This is a genomic window from Bifidobacterium sp. LH_417, from assembly GCF_056357035.1.
The window spans coordinates 1-21918 of the sequence record NZ_JBKEVI010000002.1 but is presented as its reverse complement, the minus strand read 5'-3'; the positions used below and the strand labels follow the sequence as shown (position 1 = coordinate 21918).

Below are 21918 nucleotides of genomic sequence, written 5' to 3'. Positions count from 1 at the left end.
GATTTCTCGCAACCGAAGATCGTATGGGGAGAGATTTCCGATAAGGCGAAGTTCGCGTTCGACCGTGACGGGGAATATGTTCCGGAAGCCACCACCTTCCTGATGGTGGGATCCGACCTGCTGTCGACTCTGGGTTTCCTTAACTCCAGTTTGGCAGAGTATTACTTCTCGACGTTGGGAACCACCACCGGTATGGGAACCGTCCGTTGGAAGAAATACACCATCGAACAGTTGCCGATAGCGCTGTTCGATGATGAGGAACGGGACAAGTTCCTGCGGTTGGTCCATCAAAGGCTTGATTGGTGCCAAGATGACGGAGACCCGCAGGAACTGGATCGTACCATCGATGAGTTCATCGCGTCTCGAATCGGTCTGACCCGCTCCGAGATGGACTTCATCGAACGATTCTCACGCCAGTGAAAAGCGTTCGATTTCCTGCCGTTCCTCGTGCGTAATGCCGAATGCGGCGCACATCAGCTCATCGATCTCCCGTTCCTCGGACGTCGATGGAAGTCCTTTCTGTCGCTGCCGTTGAGCAGTCTGCGCCAAAGCCGCAATCCGCTCTCGGACATCCGCTTCCAGTGTGATCGGGATAGGAATCTGCTCGACGAAGACGGGCTTGTATTCCATGTAGCCGCCGCTACGGGTAACTGCGACCTGATGCACATACCAGTCCGCGACACAGGAGTTCAACGCACCCAGCAGGAACCAGTCGTCAGTCGCAATGAACGGGGACGGGGCACAGACGATTGCGTCGTCCTCCACCATCGCATACCTCGCGTTCAGGCTGAGATTACCCCATACGATCTTCGGTTGCGAGAAATCGTCCATATAAGCGCAATCACGCAGATTGTAAGGAGTGTCCCCTTGATCGCTACGCTTGGACAACTTCGGCTCATGGGAGTCAAGCCATTCCTTGATTACGGGATAGTCATCCATGTTCACAGCCGGAATTTCGGAATCCTTCCGAGAGTATCCATTGTGTGCCGCGATGATATAGCGGTCCGCGAACTCGTAATGGTAACGCTTGATGTCACGGCCGCGAAGCACCGGGCGGATGATCTCGGCGCTCTTCGGATCGGCGGCGACCAGTTCGTCGCGCTTCTCCTTGGAGATGATGAACGCATCGTTCAAACCAGTCAATACGCCGCGGTAAATGCGAACGTCCAGCTCCTTGAGCGGCGTACCGGCATCGTCCATCTTGCGTTTGATGGAGCGTTCCACGTTGCTGAGAATCACCCACGGCTCGGAACCCCGCACCACTCCCGTTTTGACATACTCGCCAGTAGCGAACGGGATATTCGTGGCATTCTCCTCGACATACGCGCCGATATCGTCCAACGATTCGCCGGTGTAACGCACCGCTTGGAGCACGCCGTTCACATGCCCCTTCCTGAGCAACATGATGTTGGTGTCGACGGTGGCGCTGCTGAAGCGTCCGGCACCCAGATCGATGAGCGTGATCACCTCGGCGTTCCGCGCCAGATATGCACGGAGCTCCGCGCCGTACTTGTTGCGCATCCACTTATTGGAGGTGATGAAGTCCAGCACGCCCCTATCGGACAGTATCCTCAGACCACGCTCATAGAACAGTTCATACAGGTCACCGGTCCGGTTGTACGACTCGTATGCCAAGGATGCATACTTCTGTTTGTTCGCCATCTTCTGCAGCTGCACATACGGCGGGTTGCCGATGACGACGTCGAACCTGTTCACACCGAACATGAAGTCCGGATCGAAGAACGGCGCATGGCCGGCTTCGGCGGACGCCGATGCATGCGGGTGGAAGGAGGCGAGCTGCCGACTGCGTTCCGAGGCCATATCGCCGTGGCCGAGTTGCCGCACGATGCCCTCGAACCGTTTCATCAGACGACTTTTGTTCTCGGTTCCCGTGACGGTGAAATACCGTGAGCGAATCGTCTCCAGCTCCCCCATCAGGGCCGCATCATCACCGTTCAAAGCCAAAAGCACCTGATCGTAATCAGCCCCGTTGGCCGGGAGCAGATCCGCGGCATCCTCCCCCACGGCCAAAGGCACGATGGAGTCGGCGCAGACGAACTTGAAGTCCAGATTCGGCAACGGCTCCACTTCGTCTATGGACCCGCGCTCCACGATCATGGACAGCCAGACGCGCAGTCGCGCGACCTCCACAGCCATGGGTTCGATATCCACACCGAAGATGTTCCGTTGCAGAATCCGCATCTTCCGCGAATACGCGTCCGCCGCGGCCTTCCTGCCTTGAAGCCTCGTATGGCAGCGCATCAGCAGCTGCAGCATGCCCATGGGGAACGCGCCGGATCCAACCGCCGGATCAAGCACGTGCACGTCGTCAAGCGCCTGAATTGCGAGCGGCAGCATCGTGTTCGTATTGCCGCCCCACAGGGATCTGCGGGAATCGCCGTTTCTCTCCCACTCACCGTCTGGAGTGTCCAGCAGCTTGTCCACACCTGTATGGACGCCCTTGGAGTCACCCAACACGTTGTACAGATACTGTCGCAGGGATTCCCTGCACATGTAGGAGACGATCTGCCTTGGCGTATAGAAAGCGCCCTTGGCGTTTCGCGCGGTCTTGCCGGTGTCGTCCATCTGCTCGGCGAGCAGCGATTCGAAGATCCGTCCCAGCATCTCCGGATCGATGGCGACCTGCTCATAGTCCGGCGTGGATTCGTCGGTGGTGAAATCATACTGGAGGAAATGCCCGTACAGACTCGTGAAGAATCCGTCAGGGAACGCTATCGTCTCGTCCGGGAAATCGGTAAGCTGCTCCTCGAACAATCCGCCGTTCAGGAACGGCGTGATGAAGTCCCCATCATCGTCACGATCGGTCTTTGCCGTATTCAGCGTAGCGAAGAACAACCGCCTGAGCTTCCGCTCATAGTAGGTGGCGGCGTCAAGCCCGTCGGTCTCCAGATAGCGTTCCTGAGGATTGAGGAATCCCTTCCTGTCGAGGAACCATGCGAACAGGATACGACCGATCAGGCGACTGGCGAACAGCTTCGCGTCCTCCTCGCGTCGCCCCGATCCGACGATTGCATGAACCAGTTCGTTGAAACGCACGGCAATGCCCTGATAGAAGTTCTTGTTGACTTCCGTCACGCTGAACGCGTCCCAGAGCGCGGTGTGAATACGGCTCTTATCGGCATCGGTCAGATCATCCGGAGCTAACAGTCCCGATAGTTTCTCCAGGATACGCTTCTGCGTGTTTGACAGCGTTCCGCTCAGCTCCATCGTACGCAGGTTCCCACACTTCGAAACCACAACGATGACCGACTTCTTATTGGAAGGTGCGAAGAAGTGGATACCCACCGGATAGAACTCATACAGGTTGGAGATCAGCGACAATCCGTCTTCCCAATGCGGCTGCATGGACACGCAGGCGCTGACACGGGCCTTCACCGCGGACCCCTTCAACGCCATGAACGTGGCCGAGTACGGCAAGCCCTGATCGGCGAGTTCGCACACCATCGGAGCCGCCAATTGCGGATGCCTGACGAACCAGTCCTCGTGGGAGGACGTTCCGACCTCGTTCAACAGTGCGTCTTCGATGTCGGATTCCGCCAACGTCCGGTTTCGCAACAGCGCAAGCACTTCCAAGGCCACGCGCATGGCCGCGATGGTACGGTCGTCGTTCGGTTCCGCCTGAGTGCAGTCATAGCGGGAATAGTCGTCAAGCGATTGCTGCAGCCCTGTGAACGAGGCCATGTCTCACGCTCCTTCCATGGTTCACCACGATAATGGATTCTATCGCGTCCGTGGCTCTACAGATCCGGGGACATGCTGCTGAGGACGCAACGCCACCGCTGTCCGGAGTCGGCGCCTTCCTCCGTCTCGAGATCGGTGATGAACATCCGCCAGTCATCAAGCAGTTTCTCGCTGATCGTCAAGGAAGACAAATCGGGCACGGCGTCTCCTTCCTTCTTGAGCCGCCGCATCAACTCGTTGTATCGTCGCCCCGCCTGCAACAGCTCCGGAACCTTGCTGAGCGCCATCAACAGGTTTCCCATGTTCAGTCGCTTCTGCAACAGACCCAGATAAGGTACGTCTTTCGCGTTCTTCGGATGGAAGGGTTGCGAGGACGCGCGTTGCTTCCTCACGCCGGCCATCGCCACTGACAATCGTTCGATCTCATTACGATTCATGTGCGAGTGATCCACACGTCTCGCATTATCACCGGAATCGGTCCTGAACAACTCCAAAGCCGTTTCCGGAGCAATCAGCTCCGCCCGGTTCCTCGCCGCCACATCCACGCGGATGAATCGATGGTTCGAGAAGGCTCCGGAACCGTTCGGGCTTTCACACAACGTCACCACGGTACGGGCCGAAGCCGTCTTGGCCGGCAGATAGTTCCATTTGCCGACGGGCATGGATTCGATTCGCTCCATATCCGCAGGCGTGGCTTGATGCAGGAATTCCCTGAGCGCGTATACATGCTCGTTCTGCCAGGACAGCATATCGTTGTCCCCTTCCATCCGCGCCACGGCCTCTTGGGTCCGTTCCTCATCGCCACTGTAGATGTCTTGAATGTATTCGATGGGATTCTCGTCTTCGACGGTCAGGATGCCCTGATCGGTGCCTATCGATTGCTTGATCGTCTCGATCTTGCCCTGCAGTTTGGAAAGCAACCCCAGATAGTACTCCAGATCCGCGGCCGGAGCCATATTGCCGATAAGCACCTCCTCATATGGCGATCCCAGACGGTTCACACGACCATTGCGCTGTACCATGCGCACCGGATTCCAATGCAGATCGTAATTGATGAGCACACCGGCATCCTGCAGGTTTTGTCCCTCCGAAAGCACATCGGTGGAAAACAGGTAATCCAGCTCGTGCTCTCCGCTGGCCAACACATATTTCTTGGAAACCGGGGAGAAACGCTTCACCGTCGTTTCCAGATCGGTGGAAGCGGCGGTCAGAAACGCTGATTTCTCCGAGAATCTGTCGATTTTTGTCCCCAGCAAAGACGGAAGTCGACGCTGCAGGTAGCGGATGGTGTCCGCATAGGCGCTGAACACCAGGATCTTCCGTCCATGTCCGCCACCATCGAGCACCCGCTTGAACTCGTCGCACAGCGCATCGAGCTTGGAATCCAGGTTGCCATCGATGCATGCTGCCAACGATTCAAGCAATACGTCGACGATAGCCCGGTCCCTGCAGACGTCGCGGCGCAATCCCTCCACATCGAAAACCGTCCCGTCCGCCGCAACGGATGAATCCTCTATTCCTTGAAGCGTCCGCTCGACGTCTTGGGAATCGTCATCCCACAACGAGGAGGAATCCGAATCATCGTCCTCATCCGGCATCGCTAGATCAGCCATTTTCATGATGTGTCCGGCATCCAAGTATTTCAGGAACAGCTCAAGACGTTCGCGGTACCGTTCCACGGACAGACGAAGCGCCTCCAAGGAGGATTCCAAACGTTTCAGCCAAAGCGTCTGCAAGATGTTGTGCATGGTCAGACATGACTGAATCATCGAAGACTCTTCATCCGAAAGATCCATCGAAGCAATGTCGTCGAGTGTGGCCTCACGGTATCGCCATTGGTAGAGCATGGAACGGTAGGCGGAGAATCCCAGCAGGGACATCAACCGAAACACCAAATCGACCAGCGAACGAGATTTCCGGACCTCTCCAAGGAAACGGGTTCGATCCTGCTTGACGATGTCAATCGGATGAGCCAAACGCTGCGTCTCTTCCGCCAATGCATCCAAATCCACCGCAAACGGGTCCACCGATTCGAAAACGTCTGCATGCTGGGCGATCACTTTCTCGGTCACGGTGGTTGCCGTATCCGAGAATGAATAGCCAATCGTCTCGAACCGGTTCTCAGGGAATCGAATCGATGAGGCAAAGCCAAGCAGTTTTGACTCTTCCTGCACGCCTTGACGGGTGGATCTCACCACAAAATGGCCGATTCCCTGCGAAAGCGGCTGACGGTATCGTTCCCACTCGAATTGTTCGTTCCGACGCTCGGCTGCTTTGCGGCGGTTCTCCAGTTCGCGGAGGAACTCGAAGAAATCCTTGCTCTGCACCGTATCGCCGCGCTTCAACGGATCCTCATACGATACGATGACCCCGGATTGCGTGCGACCGCCCAATCCAAGCTCCAATTGACTGACCAAGTCCTTGAATCCGTTATTGATGGGCGTCGCGGTCAGCAGCAACACCTTCGCCTCTGGATTATCCGCAATCAGTCCCAAAATGGCCTTGAATCTTTCGGAACGTTCGTTACGGAGATTATGGGCCTCGTCGATCACGATGAGATCGGCCGGATACGATTTGCGGTAGGAGGCACGCAGTGCCTGTACTGCATGAATATCCTGCTGGGAGACGAGTTCGTAATCACCCTCCCCGAGTCCAAAAAACTCGTTCAGATCCATACGCCACTGGCTTTTCAGCTTGGCCGGGGGAAGAATGACGATGTTTCTTTTGCCCTTATCCCGATAATGGCGGATGACCCCGCCCGCGGTTACCGTCTTACCCAGACCCACAGAATCCGCAAGGATCGCCGTTCCCGAACGGTTCAGCTTATTGATTAGGATACCGGCATTGCGCTTCTGGTAGAAGTACATGGCATCAGAACGTTCCCCCTCTTCCGGATTCGTCTCCGAAGCCAGCTCGTCAGGGAACATACGCATCAGAATGCCGATATAGACGTCATATGGCCCATATGTCTTGTTGCCCACCGGCGACGAGCTCACAATCTCCTGAAAATCGCCGGTCCAATCCTCCACATCAGGAAGATTCCACATCATATCGAACCAGGAGAGATGTCCATACTGTTGTTGGTCATTCACCGGACGATACAGCACCACGGCTTCTTCGTCTTCAAGGTAGTTCAGCTCGGCATTGCCGCCGGTCACGATGTCAGAAAGGCCTTTGCCCGTAAAATTGGAGGAACCGATGATACCTACGGCGCCTTGGGTATCATATGAGCCGAACACATACTCCTTCGCGTGAATGAACGGCTTCTTGCAGATGCGCACCTGAAGACGCCCTTCATGAATCATGATGGCGAGAATACGTGCAGTCTCGCGGTATTTCGCCACAGCATCCTCAGGAAGCCTTCCCAGTTCCCTGAGATCTTCGGTGATGTCCGACGCAGGAAAATCCTTATAAAGATTCACCAAATTCAATTTGGGATTGGAATAGGGTTCCGCTCCAATCAGAATACGTACGGAACGATAGTCCTTGATGAGGTCGATCAGCATCGACGTTCCGGCCATATCCCAATAGCCGGTGACGATGGACAAATCCTTGTATGCGGGGTCGGAAGCCACTTGACGCAGCATCTCCCCCAAAGAGCGCTTGCGATTATCGACGAAATGAACCAGTTTCGCCATATTCCCCTCCCTCGCCTCGACTGCGGACACACTCGACCCTGATTTGCACTTGTCACTATACATGACCGGACAACTCCGCCACGGCTTCTGCATGATACGGTAAAACGCGATTCTGAATCGAGTTCCAGGTTTCAATGGCCCACCATCATGTATACGGCTCACGGCGTAGACGCGACGGCGGCGCACGGTTCACCGCACACATACGCGAAGTGGGGTCCCACCCGGAAACGGTGGGACCCCACTTACGCGTCATACGCTACCCGACTGGACGCGCCGATCAGTTGGCGTGGAAGCCGGAGTAGTTCGGCGCCTCGGCCGTCATCACGATGTCGTGCGGATGTGACTCGCGCAGGCCGGCGTCGGTGATGCGGATGAAGCGGCCCTTCTCGGCCATCTCGCCGATGTTGTGCGCGCCGATGTAGAACATCGACTGGTGCAGGCCGCCGAGCATCTGGTAGAGCACGGCGTTGAGCGGTCCGCGGTACGGGACCTCGCCCTCGACGCCCTCCGGCACGACCTTGTCGTTGGAGGTGACGTCGGCCTGGAAGTAGCGGTCCTTGGAGTAGGACTTCTTGCCGCGCGGGGCCATCGCGCCGAGGGAGCCCATGCCGCGGTACAGCTTGTACTGCTTGCCGTGCAGGAGCACCTTCTCGCCCGGGGCCTCCTCGCAGCCGGCGAGGGTGCCGCCAAGCATCACGGAGGACGCGCCGGCCACGAGGGCCTTGGCGATGTCGCCGGAGTAGTGGATGCCGCCGTCGGCGATGCAGGGCACGCCGGCCGCACGGCAGGCCTGGGCGGCCTCGTACACGGCGGTGAGCTGCGGGACGCCGACGCCGGCGACCACGCGCGTGGTGCAGATGGAGCCCGGTCCGATGCCGACCTTGACGGCGTCGGCGCCGGCGTCGATCATCGCCTGCGCGCCGGAACGGGTGCCGACGTTGCCGCCGATGATCTGCACGCCGTCGAAGGCGGAATCATGCTTGAGGCGGGAGATCATGTCGAGGGCGAGACGGGCCTCGCCGTTCGCGGTGTCGACGACGAGCACGTCGACGCCGGCCTCCATCAGGGCGGAGGCACGCTGCCAGGCGTCGCCGAGGAAGCCGACGCCGGCGGCGACGCGCAGGCGGCCCTGCTCGTCCTTGGTGGCGTCCGGGTACTGCTCGGTCTTGACGAAGTCCTTCACGGTGATCAGGCCGGTCAGATGGCCTTCGGCGTCGACGAGCGGCAGCTTCTCGACCTTGTGCTTGGCGAGCAGGTCGTGCGCGTCCTCCTTGGAGATGTTGGACGGGCCGGTGATGAGATTCTCGCGGGTCATGACGTCCTTGACCTTGAGGTGGTCGTAGTCCTCGGACGCGATGAAGCGCATGTCACGGTTGGTGATGATGCCGACGAGCTTGTTGTCCTTGTCGACGACCGGCAGGCCGGAGATGTGGAACTTGCCGCACAGCTTGTCGAGGTCGGCGAGGGTGACGTCCGGGTTGACGGTCAGCGGGTCGGTGATCATGCCGGACTCGGAGCGCTTGACGACGTCGACCTGGGCGGCCTGGTCGTCGATGGAAAGGTTGCGGTGCAGCACGCCGATGCCGCCGTTGCGGGCCATGGCGATGGCCATCTCGGACTCGGTCACGGTGTCCATGGCGGCGGAGAGGACCGGGGCCTTCATCGTGATCTTACGGGTCAGATGGGTGGTGGTGTCCACCTCGGAGGGGATGACGTCCGTCTCGTTCGGCAGCAGCAGCACATCGTCATAGGCGAGGCCGAGCTTGGCGAAGATCGGAGGAAGCGGAGCGTACGCGGACTGCGCGTTCATATCGGGGTTTGTAGCCATGTGACCACTATAAGAACGTGGGGTGACGTTACGTGCGATCATCGTGTATACGGCGTTCCGCCGCCGGTTCACGCGGGGTGCCGCGTCCGGTCCGGCACCTGTCGCCATCACCGTCGTATCGGGGCGCGGGAGTCACCTCGCGCATCGCCGCGAAACGCCGCGCGCCCCGTCATTCCTTGGTTTTCCCGTCCTGTTCGGCGTCCTCGTTCACACGCCCCGAGGCGTGCGCCGCCTTGGCGACCGCCTCGCGCGCGTTCTCCTCGATGATTTCCGGCACGCGGCGTTTGAGATACGGGTACATGGTGACGACGGCGAGCACCGCGCCCACGACCATCATGCCGATGAACACGTGCCACGCCTTGAAGAACAGAATCATCAGCGAGCCGAACGAGATGAGCGCGGCCCACGACCACAGGATCGCGACGGCGCCGCGCACGCTGTGTCCGATGCGCAGCATCCGGTGGTGCAGGTGCATGCGGTCGGGGTGCATCGGCGATTGGCCCTTCGCGAGCCTGCGCACGATTGCGAGGCACATGTCGAGCACGGGCAGGAACAGCACGAGGATCGGCAGCAGGATCGGCATGAACACGGGCAGGTACATGCTGGTGTGCACCGATGCGGGATCAATGCGGCCGGTCATCACGATCGACGCGCAGGTGATGAGGTAGCCGAGCAGCATCGAACCGGAATCACCCATGAACAGCTTCGCCGGATGCCAGTTGTGCAGGATGAACCCGATGCAGATGCCGACGAGCGCCACGTCGATGAGCGTCGCCATCGACGCGTAGGAGGGCGACGTGCGCGCGAGGATGTACGAGTAGATCGCGAACGCGATGCCGCCGATCGCGACGATGCCGGAGGCGAGGCCGTCGAGGCCGTCGACGAAGTTGACCGCGTTGATCGACGCGACGATGAGGAACGCGGTGATCGCCATCGACAGACTCGGCGAGGCGGTGACGAGCGAGCCGAGCGGCAGGGAGATGATCTGCAGGCCGCCCCACGCGACGAACACGGAGATGAGCAGCTGGCCGGCGAGCTTGAGCATCCAGTCGAGATCCCACAGGTCGTCGGCCATGCCGAGCAGGCAGATCATGATCGCCCCGGCGAGCACGACCCATGGCATGTGGCTGTCCTGGAACAATCCCCGGATGAAGCCGATACGGCTGGCGAACAGCATGGCCACGGCGAAGCCGAGCATCATGCCGAGGCCGCCCATGCGCGGCGTCGGGATCGTGTGCACGTCGCGGGCGCGCACCTCGCCTACCGCGCCGATCTCGATCGCGATGTGGCGGATGAGCGGCGTCAGCAGGTATGTGGCTCCGCCGGCGATGGCGGCGATGAACAGGTAGATTCTCATGCGCCGAGTCCTCCCCCGTTGACGTGCAGCGCGGCGCGGATCTCGTTCTGTCCGATCACGCCTTCGCGCAGGATGGCGATGCCGTCGCGCTCGTGCGGGTCGGCGGCGACGACGGTGCTGGAGACGTGGCCGGGCGTCGAACCGCCATCGAGATACAGGGCGACCGCGTCACCGAACGCTTCGACGGCCTCGTGGACGCTTTGCGCGCTTTCGCCGCCGGACAGGTTGGCGCTCGACGCGGCGAGCGGGCCCGTGGCCCTGAGGACGCGCAATGCGAGCGCCGAGTTGGGCACGCGGATGCCCTGCGTGCCGTCCTTCGCGATCGTCTTCAGCGTGCAGCCCTCACGCGCCACGGCGATTGGCGAGAACGCGCCGGGAAGGAACCGCGCGGCGAGACGGTTGAGCGGGGCCGGCAGGTCAAGGCCGATCTCGTCCAGCTGGTCGACGCTGGCGAGCAGCACCTGCAGCGCCTTGAAGCGCGGGCGGCGCTTGAGCTCGTAGATGCGGTCGATGGCACGGTCGGAACGCGGGTCTCCGGCGATTCCGTACACCGTGTCCGTGGGGATCACCACCAGTCCGCCGTCCCTCACGATCGCGGCCGCCTCGCGCAGCGCATCGTCGTCGATCGCACGAATCTCACTCATCGAACGCCTCCTGACACCTGTTTTCCACAGTCCATCATTGCACCATCGCACCTCGACCGCCACACACCATCCGTTATGTACGGTCGTACACGTATGCTGAAGCGGAAACCATGCCGCAGCGCAGGCCCTATCACCCCATCGCAAAGGAGCATCATGACCGACGTCACCACCGATGACAACGTTTCCAACGATTCCGCCGCGTCCGCGGTACCGCCCGTCGAGCTGCGCACGCCGCGCCGCAGCGAACTCGAGGAGATGCTCGACGGCAAACTGTATGATGCCTCCGACAGCGAACTCGACGCGATGCGCCGCAAGGCCGGCGACCTGTGCACCCGCTTCAACGCGACCTCCCGCCACGACGACGCGACGCGCGCCGCGATCCTCGACGAGCTGCTGCCTGGCCACGGCGAGAACCTCGACGTGATGGGTCCCGTCTTCTTCGACTACGGATGTCACACGCGCATCGGCGACCGCGTGTTCGCGAACTTCAACTTCACCGTACTCGACTGCGCGCCGGTCACCATCGGCGACGACGTGCTGTTCGGGCCGAACGTCTCCCTGTTGCCGCCGATGCACCCGCTTCGGTGGCAGGACCGCAACGTGCGCACGCGCGAGGACGGCACCGCCTACGACTACGAGTACGGCGAACCGATCGTGATCGGGTCGAACTGCTGGTTCGGCGGCAACGTGACCGTGCTCGGCGGCGTGACCATCGGCGACGGCTGCGTGATCGGCGCCGGCGCGGTCGTCACCAAGGACATCCCCGCGAACTCGGTGGCCGTCGGCAATCCGGCCCGCGTGATCAAGACGATCACCGACAAGGATGCCAGCGTCTACCAGGACTACGCCAAGTAGATACACGGATTCCAAGCAGATTCGTCCCGGATATGAGAACGCCTCCCTCATCGGAAGGGAGGCGTTCTCATATCGGGCTATCCGGCGTATCACGCGCCGAGGTAGGCCTTGCGGACCTTCTCGTCGTGGAGCAGGTCGGAGGCCTTGCCCTCCATCGTGATGCGGCCCGTCTCGAGGACGTAGGCGCGATCGGCGATGGACAGGGCCATCTTCGCGTTCTGCTCGACGAGGAGCACGGTGATGCCCTCCTTGCGCAGCGTCACGATGATGTTGAAGATCTCCTTGACGAGCTTGGGCGACAGGCCCATCGACGGCTCGTCCATGAGGATGGTCTTCGGATGGCTCATCAGGGCGCGGCCCATGGCGACCATCTGCTGCTCGCCGCCGGAGAGCGTGCCGGCCAGCTGGCGGCGGCGCTCCTTGAGGCGCGGGAAGTAGTCGAACACCATCTCAAGATCCTTGGTGAGGCCCGACTGGTCCTTGAGGCTGAACGCGCCCATCTCCAGGTTCTCCTGCACGGTCATGCGGGTGAACACGTGGCGGCCTTCCGGCACGTGCGCCATGCCGAGGGTCACGATCTTGTTCGCGTGCGTCTTGAGCAGATCATGGCCGTCGTAGGTGATCGAACCGGACTTCGCCGGCACGAGGCCGGTGATGGTGTGCAGCGTCGTCGTCTTGCCGGCGCCGTTCGCGCCGATGAGCGAGACGATCTCGCCGTCGTTCACGGTCAGGCTGATGCCCTTGACCGCCTCGATCGCGCCGTAGGAGACGCACAGATCCTTGATTTCCAGCATCAGCGTGCCCCTTCCTGCATGGTCTTGGCGATGCTCGGTTCGGGCGTCGCGTGGTCGGTGGAGTCGGCTTCGGCGTCGTCGGAATCGTCGGCGCCCAGGTAGGCGGAGATGACCTGCGGATTGTTCGCGATCTGCTCGGGGGTGCCGGAGGCGATCGTGCGGCCGTAGTCGAGCACCTGGATGCGCTGGCACACGCTCATCACGAGGCTCATGTCGTGTTCGATGAGCAGGATCGCGATGCCGAAGCGGTCGCGGATCGTGTTGATGCAGCGCAGCAGGTCCTCGGTCTCGGTCGGGTTCATACCGGCGGCCGGCTCGTCGAGGAGCAGCAGCTTCATGCCGGTGGCGAGGGCGCGCGCGATCTCGAGCTTGCGCTGCTGGCCGTACGGCAGGTTCGCGGCCTGCGTGGAGGCGAGGCCGTCGAGGTCGAAGATCTTGAGCAGATCCATCGCCTTGGCATGCATCTCGTTCTCCTGCTTCCAGAAGCGCGGGGTGCGGAAGATGGCACCGCCCATGTGGTAGGTGAACGACTCGTCGAAGGCGACGAGCACGTTCTGCTCGACGGTCAGCTGCTTGAACAGGCGGATGTTCTGGAAGGTGCGGGCGATGCCGGCGCGCACGACCTGATAGGTCTTCTTGCCGTTCATGTGCTCGCCGTCCAGCCAGAAGTCGCCTTCGGTGGGCTTGTACACGCCGGTCAGCAGGTTGAACACGGTGGTCTTGCCGGCGCCGTTCGGGCCGATCAGACCGATGAGCTCACCCTTGTTGATGGTCATGTTGAAGTCGGAGACGGCCTTGAGACCACCGAAGGTGATGCCGAGATGCTCGGCCTTGAGGATGGGCTGTTCGCCGTTCTTCACATCGTTCTTCGCGTCGTTCTTCGCGTCGGCCATGTCACGCCTCCTTCGTTTCCGTGGCGGTTGCGGGGGTCTCTGCCTCGGCCGCAACGGCCTCGGCCGCAACGGCTTCGCCCGCGGCGGCTTCATCCGCGGCGGCTTCGGCCTTCTCCTCGGCCTCGGCCTTCGGGTTGCGGAACAGCAGACGGTTCACGAGGCGCGGCAGCGAGAACTCCCAGGAGCCGAAGATGCCCTGCGGGCGGAAGATCATGACGAGCACGAGCACCACCGAGTACGCGAGCATGCGGTAGTCGGAGAACGCGCGCAGCAGCTCCGGCAGGATCGTCAGGCCGATCGCGGAGACGATGGAGCCGGTGATCGAACCCATGCCGCCGAAGACGACCATGATCACGTAGTTGATGGAGTTGAGCCAGCCGGCCATCGTCGGATTGAGCGAGCCGATGTACTGGGCGAAGATGCCGCCCGCGATGCCGGCGAAGAACGCGGAGATCGCGAAGACGAGCACCTTGAGGTACGTGGTGTTGAGGCCGGAGGCGCCGGCGGCGATCTCGTCGTCGCGGATGGCCTTGACGGCGCGGCCGTAGCGGGAACGGCCGAACATGAACAGCACCACGACGGTGATGACCATGATCCAGAACACGATGTACAGGTTGGCGGTGCGCTCGATGCCGATGAGCGCCTGGCCGGCCGCGCCCTTGTCGAGACCCATGCCGCCGGCCACCTTGAGGTTCTGGATGATCACGCGGATGATCTCGCCGAAGCCGAGCGTGATGATGGCGAGGTAGTCGCCGTGCAGACGCAGGGCCGGGATGCCGATGAGGATGCCGAACACGCAGGCCACGACGCCGCCGAGCAGCGTGGTGACGAGGAAGCGCAGCGTCGGATCGACGAGCATACCGGTGGCGACCATGTACTTGGAGGCGAGTGCCGCCACGTACGCGCCGATCGCCTCGAAGCCGCAGCAGCCGAGCGTGAGCTGGCCGAGCACGCCGATGGTGAGGTTCAGCGAGGTGGTCATGATGATGGCGATGCACGCGGTCATCATGATGCCCTTGATGTAGGAGTTGGCGATGCCGGACTCGCACAGCGCCATGACGACGCCGAACGAGGCGAGGATGCCGAGGAAGCAGACGAGGTACGACTGCTTCACGGAAAGCATGGACTTCTTCATATCAGACCTTCTCCCCCTCGTTCTTGCCCATGATGCCGGACGGCTTGACCAGCAGCACGACGATCAGGATGGCGAACACGATGGCGTCGGAGAACGCCGAGGTGATCACGCCTCCGGTGATCGTGCCGATGTACGCCTTGGTGAGGCTTTCCACGAGGCCGATGACGATGCCGCCGACCATGGCACCGGGGATCGAGCCGATGCCGCCGAGCACGGCGGCGACGAACGCCTTGAGGCCGAGCATGGCGCCCATCATCGGAGAGACCTGCGGGTAGGCGGCGCAGTACATGAGCGAGGCGACGGCGGCGAGGCCGGAGCCGATCGCGAAGGTCAGGGCGATCGTGGAGTTCACGTTGATGCCCATGAGCACGGCGGCCTCCTTGTCTTCGGAGACGGCGCGCATGGCCTTGCCCTGCTTGGTGAACTTGACGAACAGCTGCAGGCCGACCATGATGATCAGGCCGAGCACGATCGTCAGGATCGTGTCGCCGGGCAGCTTGAGCTTGCCGAACGCGATGGACGGCAGGTGGAAGATCGTCGGGACGGTCTGGAAGTCGGCGCCGAAGATGGCCTGCGAGCCGTTCTCCAGCAGCAGCGACATGGCGATGGCGGTGATGAGGGCGGTCATCGAGTTGCCCTTCTCACGCACCGGCTTGTAGGCGGCCTTCTCGACGATGATGCCGACGGCCACGCACACGAGGATGGCCGGGACGACCGCCACCCAGGCGGGCAGCCCCGCGGCGACGACGGCGGGAATGGTGAGCATCAGCGCGTAGGCGCCGACCATGATGAAATCGCCGTGGGCGAAGTTGATCAGTCGGATGATGCCGTAGACCATGGTGTAACCCAAGGCCACGAGCGAATACACGCTGCCGATCTTCAGGCCGCTGAACAGCTGGCTGATGAACATGATGATCTGATCGGTCATCGCTCCCCCTTTCTTGTATGAGACTCAGTATGAGACTAAGCGAAACTAACTTGACGTATCGGTTGAATCGAATGGAGCGGGCGCATGAAAACGCAAAAACGGAGAGGGCCGGCGAAACCGGCCGCTCTCCTGTTCTCGTCGCGTCACACGCCGCGACCTTGGTGGGCGGTGCTCACTGGAGCGTGGCTCACTTGGGCTGGACGGTGGTGTTGTAGACGGGCTTGCCGTCCTTGAGTTCGAGCACGATCACGGACTTGGTCGGCGAACCGGACTTGTCCATCGTGAACTTGCCGGTCACGCCTTCGAAGCTCATGCCGGCGACGGCGTTGCGCACGTCCTCGCGGGTGGCGTTCTTGCCGGCCTTCTCGATGGCCTGCTTGATCATGTAGATCGTGTCGTAGCCGAGGGCCGCGAAGGTGTTCGGCTCGGCGTTGTTCTTCGACTTGTAGGACTTGATGAAGTCCTGCACCTTGGTGTTGGAGGTGTCGTCGGCCGAGTAGTGGGTGGTGTAGAAGGTCTTGTTGTACTGGGACTTGTCGCCGGTGAGCTTGAGGCCGTCGTAGCCGTCGGGGCCCATCACGTAGCCCTCGAAGCCGACGGAGCGGGCCTGCGGGATGATGTACGGGCCGGCCACGGAGTAGTAGTACGGAGCGTACAGGAGCTCGGCACCGGAGGCCTGGATCTTCTGCAGCTGGGCGGAGTACTCGGTGTCGTCGGCGGAGGAGGAGCTCTCCTTGGCCACGACCTGCATGCCGAGCTTTTCGGCGGCCTTGGCGAAGGCCTCGCCCACGCCGGAGGAGTACGGATCGCCGGTGCCGTAGAGCACGGCGACCTTCTTGACCTTCAGGTTCTCGGCGGCGAAGCGGGCGGCCACCTCACCCTGGTAGGAGTCCTTGAAGCAGGTGCGGAACAGGTAGTTGCCGGTCTCGATGGAGTCGGAGGTGGCGGCCGGGGCGATGGTGACCAGCTTGGTCTGGTCGGCCAGCGGCGCGACGGCGGCGGTCGTGGCGGAGATGGTCGGGCCGGCCACGGCAATCACGTTGTTGTCGGCGGCGAGCTTGTTGTACGCGTTGGACGCCTCGGTGGCGTCGCCTTTGTCGTCCATGGACTCGAGCTTGACCTTCTTGCCGTTGATGCCGCCCTTGGCGTTGATCTCGGAGACGGCCAGTTCGAAGCCCTTGACCTCGGCCTCGCCGTATGCGGCGGCGGTACCGGAGTTGGTGGTCACGGAGCCGATGGTGATGGTGTCGCCCGAAGCCGCGGAGCTGGAGTTGGAGGAGTCGTCCATGCTGCCGCCGGAGCAGCCGGCGAGCGACATGGCCATGACGGCGGCCGCGCCGGCCGCGATCATCTTCTTGGAGAACATGTCTGTTCTTCCTTCTTTCTTCTTCGTGAATATCGCATCGAGGCCACGCCCGGGCGGGCCGTTATGGGCCGGGCCGGACATGTGGGAACGCGCATGATGTGCGCGCGAGGCGATTGCAGGCGGCGTGCGGTCTCATGGCTTGTGGCCATGGACGGCACCCGAAGCCCTCTCTCCTACGATGCTTGCCGCCGACTGTTATACAGGCATGCCGGTACCGGATGCAATGGTGTTTCTTATTGTGAGACAACCCACAAAGCCGCCCGCATTGCGAAACAATCTCGCATTGCGGACGGCTTTGGCAGGTCCGGCCGACCGGGGTCGCCTGCCGCACGTCGGCGTGCGACATATGCATGTGGCCGGCGACGGGCGACGGGCGACGGTCAGGCGCGTTCGGCGAAGAGGAACCGCGGGCGGCCGGTCCAATCGTTCTCGGTGCGCGCGGATGCGAATCCGTTGGCGCGCGCGCAGGCGACGAGACGCTCTCCCTGCGTCACATCATGCTCCATCACCAGCACACCGCCGGAGCGCAGCAGCCCCGCGGCGCGCAGCACGATCCGCTCGGGGATGAGCGTGCCGTCCGCGGACCCGCCGTACAGCGCGAGCGCGGGATCGTGATCGCGCACTTCGGGTTGTTCGGGAATCTGGTCGAGCGGCACGTACGGCGGGTTCGTGATGACGATGTCGACGCGGCCGTCGAGCTGCGGCAGAGTGAGCGGGCTGGTCGCGTCCCCCAGTTCGAGGTGGTAGTTGTAGCCGGCGGTCGGGTTCGCGCGCGCGACGAGATCGCGGTTGCGTTCCGTCCATGCGTATGCTTCCGGCGACTTCTCGACGGCCCACACCTCGGCGCCGGGAACCTCGGTCGCGACGGCGAGGCCGATCGCGCCCGAGCCGGCGCACAGGTCGACGACGGTCGGATGGTACAGCCCGTGGCGTGTGATCCAGTCGAGGCCCGCCTGCACGACGGTCTCGGTCTCCGGCCGTGGGATGAACACGCCGGGACCGACTTTCAGATCGAGATAGCGGAACGGCGCATGCCCGGTGATGTGCTGCAGAGGCTCGCGCGCGGCGCGACGGGCGACCATCGCGTCGAAGCGCACGGCGCTCTCGTCCGTCAGGTCGAGCGCGTCGCCCATGAGCAGCGCCTTGTCCACGTCGCGAAGCTCCACGCCCGCCGCTTCGGCGAGCAGGAGCTTCGCGTCATGCTCCGGCGTGTCGACACCGGCCTCACGCAGTCGCGCGGCGGTCTTGCGGATCGTGTCGTCGACGTTCATCACTGCTGATTGGCGAGACGCTCGGCTTCGTCGGCCTGGATGTCGGAGTCGATCACGGCCTGCAGGTCGCCGTCGAGCACCTGATCGAGGTTGTACGCCTTGTAGTTGGTGCGATGATCGACGATGCGGTTCTCCGGGAAGTTGTAGGTGCGGATGCGCTCGGAACGGTCGAGGGAACGTACCTGCGAGTGGCGCATGTCGGCGGCCTCGGCGGCCTCCTGCTCGTGCTTCATGGCGAGCAGGCGGCTCTTGAGCACGCGCAGCGCGGCGGCGCGGTTCTGGATCTGCGACTTCTCGTCCTGCATGTTCACGGTGATGCCGGTGGGCAGGTGGGTCATGCGCACCGCGGAGTACGTGGTGTTCACGGACTGGCCGCCTGGACCGGAGCTCATGAAGATGTCGATCTTGAGGTCCTTCGGATCGATCTCGATCTCGTCGTCGTCCTCGTCGGCTTCGGGGAAGACGATCACGCCGGCCGCGGACGTCTGGATGCGGCCCTGCGATTCGGTGACGGGAATGCGCTGCACGCGATGCACGCCGCCCTCGTACTTGAGCGACGCCCACACGCCGTCCTCCGGGGCGGGCGTGCCTTTGGCGCGGATGGCGATCTGCACGTCCTTGACGCCGCCGAGCTCGGTGCCGTTCTCCGACTGGATGGTGACGGTCCAGCCGCGCTTCTCCGCGTAACGGGTGTACATGCGCAGCAGGTCGCCGGCGAACAACGCGGCCTCCTCGCCGCCGGTGCCGGCCTTGATCTCCATGATGGTGTCGCGCGCGTCGTCGGGGTCGCGCGGGATGAGCGCGGTGCGAAGCTTCTCCTCCGCTTCCGGCAGCTCGGCTTCGAGGCGCTTCGCCTCGGCCGCGAAGTCCGGGTCCTCGCCGGCCATCTCACGGGCGGCCTCAAGGTCGTCGCGAACGGAAAGGTAGGTCTTGTATGCGGAGACGATCGCGCCAAGCTCGGCGTGACGACGGCCCAGCTTGCGCATCTTGTCCGGGTTCGTCACCACTTCGGGGCTGGCCATCTCCTGTTCGATGGACTGGTATTCCTCCAACGCGGTCGCCGCCGCGGGGAACTGCTCGTCTGCCATGGGGCGTCTTCTCTTCCTTGGGGTCGGATGGGTATGCGGGCATACAAAAACGCCAGTCCCGCGATTGATGACGGAACGGTACGCCGAAGCGCGCCGATCCGTCTCGTGGGACTGGCGTCAAGTATGCTACTTGGTCTTCTTGCCGTAGCGACGCTCGAAGCGGGCGACGCGGCCACCGGTGTCGAGGATCTTCTGCTTGCCGGTGTAGAAGGGGTGGCACTTCGAGCACACGTCGACCGTCATGTGGTCGCCCTTGTAGGTGGAACGGGTGACGAAGGTGTTGCCGCACGAGCACAGAACCTCGACGGCATGGTAATCGGGATGGATACCCTGCTTCATGGTGTCTCCTAAGGAATTCAGGTGACCCGGGTCGCCTCGCCCCTGTGGCTGGCGTGAACCGGAACCTAGTGGATGATAGACCACGGCTCCGACATTCCACACCACAACACCAAGCGCCTCGCGGGCTAAGCCGTGAAGAACACGGCAGAGGCGTTGTTAGGCGAAGGCGAACGACAGTGAGCCAGCAGATTGCGGCACGAAGTGCCCCCGCGGGCTGAGCCGTGAAGAACAGCATCTCTTCGCATTGTGGCGCGTATGGCCCGTGCGGTTGCGACTCGCATTCCCCTCCCGATGACGGAAGATAGCGGTCAGGTCGCGGATGTATTGCGCGATGATCGCTATCCTCCTCCCGCTGGCGGGAGGTGCCGTGTAGCGTCGGAGGGTGGTCGCGAGTCGAAGGTGCCGTGATGCCGGACCATGCGCCTGCAGCTCTCTTACTTCCTCCCCTGGCGGGAGGTGATGTGCGCGAGCTGGCTTTCGTCTCTTCTCCCCTCCCGCTGGCGGGAGGTGGCGGTCAGGTCGCGGATGTATTGCGCGATGATCACTATCCTCCCCGCTGGCGGGAGGAGGCGCGCAGCGTCGGAGGGTGGTCGCGAGTCGAAGGTGCCGTGATGCCGGACCATGCGCCTGCAGCTCTCTTACTTCCTCCCCTGGCGGGAGGTGATGTGCGCGAGCTGGCTTTCGTCTCTTCTCCCCTCCCGCTGGCGGGAGGTGGCGGTCAGGTCGCGGATATATTGCGCGATGATCGCCATCCCCCTCCCGCTGGCGGGAGGAGGCGCGCAGCGTCGGAGGGTGGTCGCGCCGGGATTCGGTGCGTTCGCCGGTGAGGGGCCGGTCGGTCGCGCGCGGCGCGCGGTTGCCCATCTCCATGTCTCCGGTAGGACTGCTCCACAACACGTGCCGGAGGGCCTGTTGTGGAGCGGCGTCCCGCCGCGACCTCCGTGCAAACCCTTGTTTTCGGCGTTCCCGACCCGTAAAGCGCGCCACAACTCCCCGCAATCCCGGCTCCGGCTCCTGTTGTGGAGCGGGCCTGCTCCACAACAGCCGCCGGTATCGTTCCCACCGCGCGTTGTGGAGCAGAAGGGCCCCCATATCGCGCCACAACTCCCGTGAATCGCCTCCCGCAACCATGTTGTGGCGCACCGCCGTGCCACAACACAATCCCCAAGCAACGTTGTGGAGCACCATCGCACCCCACGGCGCGATTCCGGCACGCCGTAATGGAGCGCCGTCGCCCTTACGACTGCCCCGCGGTGCGGATTCCGCACATCACAATGGCACACGGCCGCGCCATGACGCAATCCCTACACGCCGTAGCGGAGCATCGCCGCCAATTCCTCACGGCGCGAATCGACCCAACGTGTGAAGCACAAGGAATCAAACGGTTGCGAAGCACGATGCAGCCATGAGATCAGTGTGAAGCACCCAGACGCCCCGGTTCGAAGGCCGGCTGACCACATCCCCCTTGAAGGCCGCTTCCCCGTCCAGTCCCGCTCCTCCCGACATCAGGACCCCGGACGACGGGTCCGTCCTCCCGAATCCGGGACGCTGAGAGAGGGCGCGACGCATATTCCGGATGAAGCCATTCATCTCCAGGATTTGCGATGCCGGGGCGCATATCGACGTGCGTCGTCCTGCCGGGGCGGATACGGCAACCCCCTACCGAGAGGGAAACAGCGACTCCGAGGCGCAAGCCGGTTCGACGGGCGACATGGGAACCGGATTCCGGCACACCACATTGAACCCCCATATTCCCGGCCCGAATCCCCATCAGGGAATGCCATGAAACCTTCAGGACCGTCCTCTTCGATGACAGACAATGCGAAGCGAAGGGCATCGAAGCGGAGCCGGCCTCCGCCGTCCCAACACCTTGGCCCCGCGGCCACCCTCCGGCGCTGCGCGCCACCTCCCGCCAGCGGGAGGAAAAGCCAGAGTCGCACGAGGCATACACACCAAAACATAAAGGAGGCTTCTGCTGTTTTCGTGGGTTAGGTTCTTGGTTGGGGTAGGTGTATGTCGAGTCCTCCGCATCGGAGCATGATCAGGGCGATGAGGTTGTTCACGTGGTGGAAGCCGTAGG

14 protein-coding genes and 1 pseudogene are annotated in these 21918 nt (G+C 62.4%); 2 read left to right on the top strand and 13 right to left on the bottom strand.

Features of this window, described 5'->3' with window-relative positions; translation table 11 throughout:
* Positions 1-15: 15 nt before the first annotated feature.
* Positions 16-420 (top strand): annotated as a pseudogene (locus tag AC1AYR_RS02270) (TaqI-like C-terminal specificity domain-containing protein); the annotation flags it as partial.
* On the opposite strand, the gene AC1AYR_RS02265 reads toward AC1AYR_RS02270, so the two are convergent.
* From AC1AYR_RS02265 to AC1AYR_RS02245, 5 genes are all read right to left on the bottom strand, one after another.
* The gene (locus AC1AYR_RS02265; RefSeq protein WP_476555126.1) at positions 409-3702 is read right to left on the bottom strand and encodes an Eco57I restriction-modification methylase domain-containing protein; all 3294 of its coding nucleotides are present in this window, start codon (positions 3700-3702) and stop codon (positions 409-411) included. The pseudogene AC1AYR_RS02270 and the gene AC1AYR_RS02265 overlap by 12 nt on opposite strands.
* A 56-nt stretch (positions 3703-3758) precedes the next feature.
* On the bottom strand, positions 3759-7340 hold the full coding sequence (locus AC1AYR_RS02260; RefSeq protein WP_476511328.1) for an SNF2-related protein: 3582 nt from the start codon (positions 7338-7340) through the stop codon (positions 3759-3761).
* Between the two features lie 277 nt (positions 7341-7617).
* Positions 7618-9168, bottom strand: coding sequence for an IMP dehydrogenase (guaB, locus tag AC1AYR_RS02255; protein ID WP_476502501.1), 1551 nt, complete (start codon positions 9166-9168; stop codon positions 7618-7620).
* A gap of 169 nt (positions 9169-9337) precedes the next feature.
* Positions 9338-10525 (bottom strand): MraY family glycosyltransferase, encoded by a 1188-nt coding sequence (locus tag AC1AYR_RS02250; protein WP_476511329.1) that lies wholly within the window; start codon positions 10523-10525, stop codon positions 9338-9340.
* Positions 10522-11169, bottom strand: a complete 648-nt coding sequence (locus tag AC1AYR_RS02245) for an L-threonylcarbamoyladenylate synthase (protein WP_476511330.1) — start codon at positions 11167-11169, stop codon at positions 10522-10524. Before AC1AYR_RS02245 ends, AC1AYR_RS02250 begins: the two co-directional genes overlap by 4 nt.
* A 153-nt stretch (positions 11170-11322) precedes the next feature.
* Here AC1AYR_RS02245 and AC1AYR_RS02240 point away from each other — a divergent pair, with 153 nt between their 5' ends.
* Positions 11323-12024, top strand: coding sequence for a sugar O-acetyltransferase (locus AC1AYR_RS02240; RefSeq protein ID WP_476511331.1), 702 nt, complete (start codon positions 11323-11325; stop codon positions 12022-12024).
* An 89-nt stretch (positions 12025-12113) separates the two neighbouring features.
* Here AC1AYR_RS02240 and AC1AYR_RS02235 read toward each other — a convergent pair whose 3' ends face one another.
* The 8 genes from AC1AYR_RS02235 to rpmE form a co-directional block, all read right to left on the bottom strand.
* Entirely contained in the window at positions 12114-12818 is a 705-nt protein-coding gene (locus AC1AYR_RS02235; RefSeq protein ID WP_476511332.1) for an ABC transporter ATP-binding protein, read from the bottom strand.
* Positions 12818-13711: an ABC transporter ATP-binding protein gene (locus AC1AYR_RS02230; protein WP_476511333.1), complete on the bottom strand. Its 894-nt coding sequence runs from the start codon at positions 13709-13711 to the stop codon at positions 12818-12820. Before AC1AYR_RS02230 ends, AC1AYR_RS02235 begins: the two co-directional genes overlap by 1 nt.
* Position 13712: 1 nt before the next feature.
* Positions 13713-14846 (bottom strand): branched-chain amino acid ABC transporter permease, encoded by a 1134-nt coding sequence (locus tag AC1AYR_RS02225; protein ID WP_476511334.1) that lies wholly within the window; start codon positions 14844-14846, stop codon positions 13713-13715.
* Position 14847: 1 nt separating this feature from the next.
* On the bottom strand, positions 14848-15774 hold the full coding sequence (locus tag AC1AYR_RS02220; RefSeq protein ID WP_476511335.1) for a branched-chain amino acid ABC transporter permease: 927 nt from the start codon (positions 15772-15774) through the stop codon (positions 14848-14850).
* A gap of 187 nt (positions 15775-15961) precedes the next feature.
* Positions 15962-17140 carry an ABC transporter substrate-binding protein gene (locus AC1AYR_RS02215; protein WP_476511336.1) on the bottom strand — a complete coding sequence of 393 codons (1179 nt, stop codon included), beginning with the start codon at positions 17138-17140 and terminating at the stop codon, positions 15962-15964.
* Positions 17141-17520: 380 nt separating this feature from the next.
* A complete protein-coding gene (gene prmC, locus AC1AYR_RS02210) occupies positions 17521-18411 on the bottom strand; it encodes a peptide chain release factor N(5)-glutamine methyltransferase (RefSeq protein WP_476511337.1) in 891 nt (296 codons plus the stop codon).
* Complete coding sequence (gene prfA / locus AC1AYR_RS02205; RefSeq protein WP_476511338.1) at positions 18411-19499, bottom strand: peptide chain release factor 1; 1089 nt, start codon at positions 19497-19499, stop codon at positions 18411-18413. The genes prmC and prfA overlap by 1 nt, the downstream gene beginning before the upstream one ends.
* Positions 19500-19625: 126 nt before the next feature.
* Positions 19626-19838, bottom strand: coding sequence for a 50S ribosomal protein L31 (rpmE, locus tag AC1AYR_RS02200; RefSeq protein ID WP_151917191.1), 213 nt, complete (start codon positions 19836-19838; stop codon positions 19626-19628).
* Between the last annotated feature and the right edge of the window lie 2080 nt (positions 19839-21918).

Excerpts from the sequence above, each read along its gene's own strand:
- AC1AYR_RS02220 (WP_476511335.1), bottom strand. The coding sequence starts at position 15,774 with ATGACCGATCAGATCATCATGTTCATCAGCCAGCTGTTCAGCGGCCTG.
- AC1AYR_RS02265 (WP_476555126.1), bottom strand. The coding sequence starts at position 3,702 with ATGGCCTCGTTCACAGGGCTGCAGCAATCGCTTGACGACTATTCCCGC.
- AC1AYR_RS02230 (WP_476511333.1), bottom strand. The coding sequence starts at position 13,711 with ATGGCCGACGCGAAGAACGACGCGAAGAACGATGTGAAGAACGGCGAA.
- guaB (WP_476502501.1), bottom strand. The coding sequence starts at position 9,168 with ATGGCTACAAACCCCGATATGAACGCGCAGTCCGCGTACGCTCCGCTT.
- AC1AYR_RS02235 (WP_476511332.1), bottom strand. The coding sequence starts at position 12,818 with ATGCTGGAAATCAAGGATCTGTGCGTCTCCTACGGCGCGATCGAGGCG.
- prmC (WP_476511337.1), bottom strand. The coding sequence starts at position 18,411 with ATGAACGTCGACGACACGATCCGCAAGACCGCCGCGCGACTGCGTGAG.
- AC1AYR_RS02215 (WP_476511336.1), bottom strand. The coding sequence starts at position 17,140 with ATGTTCTCCAAGAAGATGATCGCGGCCGGCGCGGCCGCCGTCATGGCC.
- prfA (WP_476511338.1), bottom strand. The coding sequence starts at position 19,499 with ATGGCAGACGAGCAGTTCCCCGCGGCGGCGACCGCGTTGGAGGAATAC.
- AC1AYR_RS02245 (WP_476511330.1), bottom strand. The coding sequence starts at position 11,169 with ATGAGTGAGATTCGTGCGATCGACGACGATGCGCTGCGCGAGGCGGCC.
- rpmE (WP_151917191.1), bottom strand. The coding sequence starts at position 19,838 with ATGAAGCAGGGTATCCATCCCGATTACCATGCCGTCGAGGTTCTGTGC.
- AC1AYR_RS02240 (WP_476511331.1), top strand. The coding sequence starts at position 11,323 with ATGACCGACGTCACCACCGATGACAACGTTTCCAACGATTCCGCCGCG.
- AC1AYR_RS02250 (WP_476511329.1), bottom strand. The coding sequence starts at position 10,525 with ATGAGAATCTACCTGTTCATCGCCGCCATCGCCGGCGGAGCCACATAC.
- AC1AYR_RS02225 (WP_476511334.1), bottom strand. The coding sequence starts at position 14,846 with ATGAAGAAGTCCATGCTTTCCGTGAAGCAGTCGTACCTCGTCTGCTTC.
- AC1AYR_RS02260 (WP_476511328.1), bottom strand. The coding sequence starts at position 7,340 with ATGGCGAAACTGGTTCATTTCGTCGATAATCGCAAGCGCTCTTTGGGG.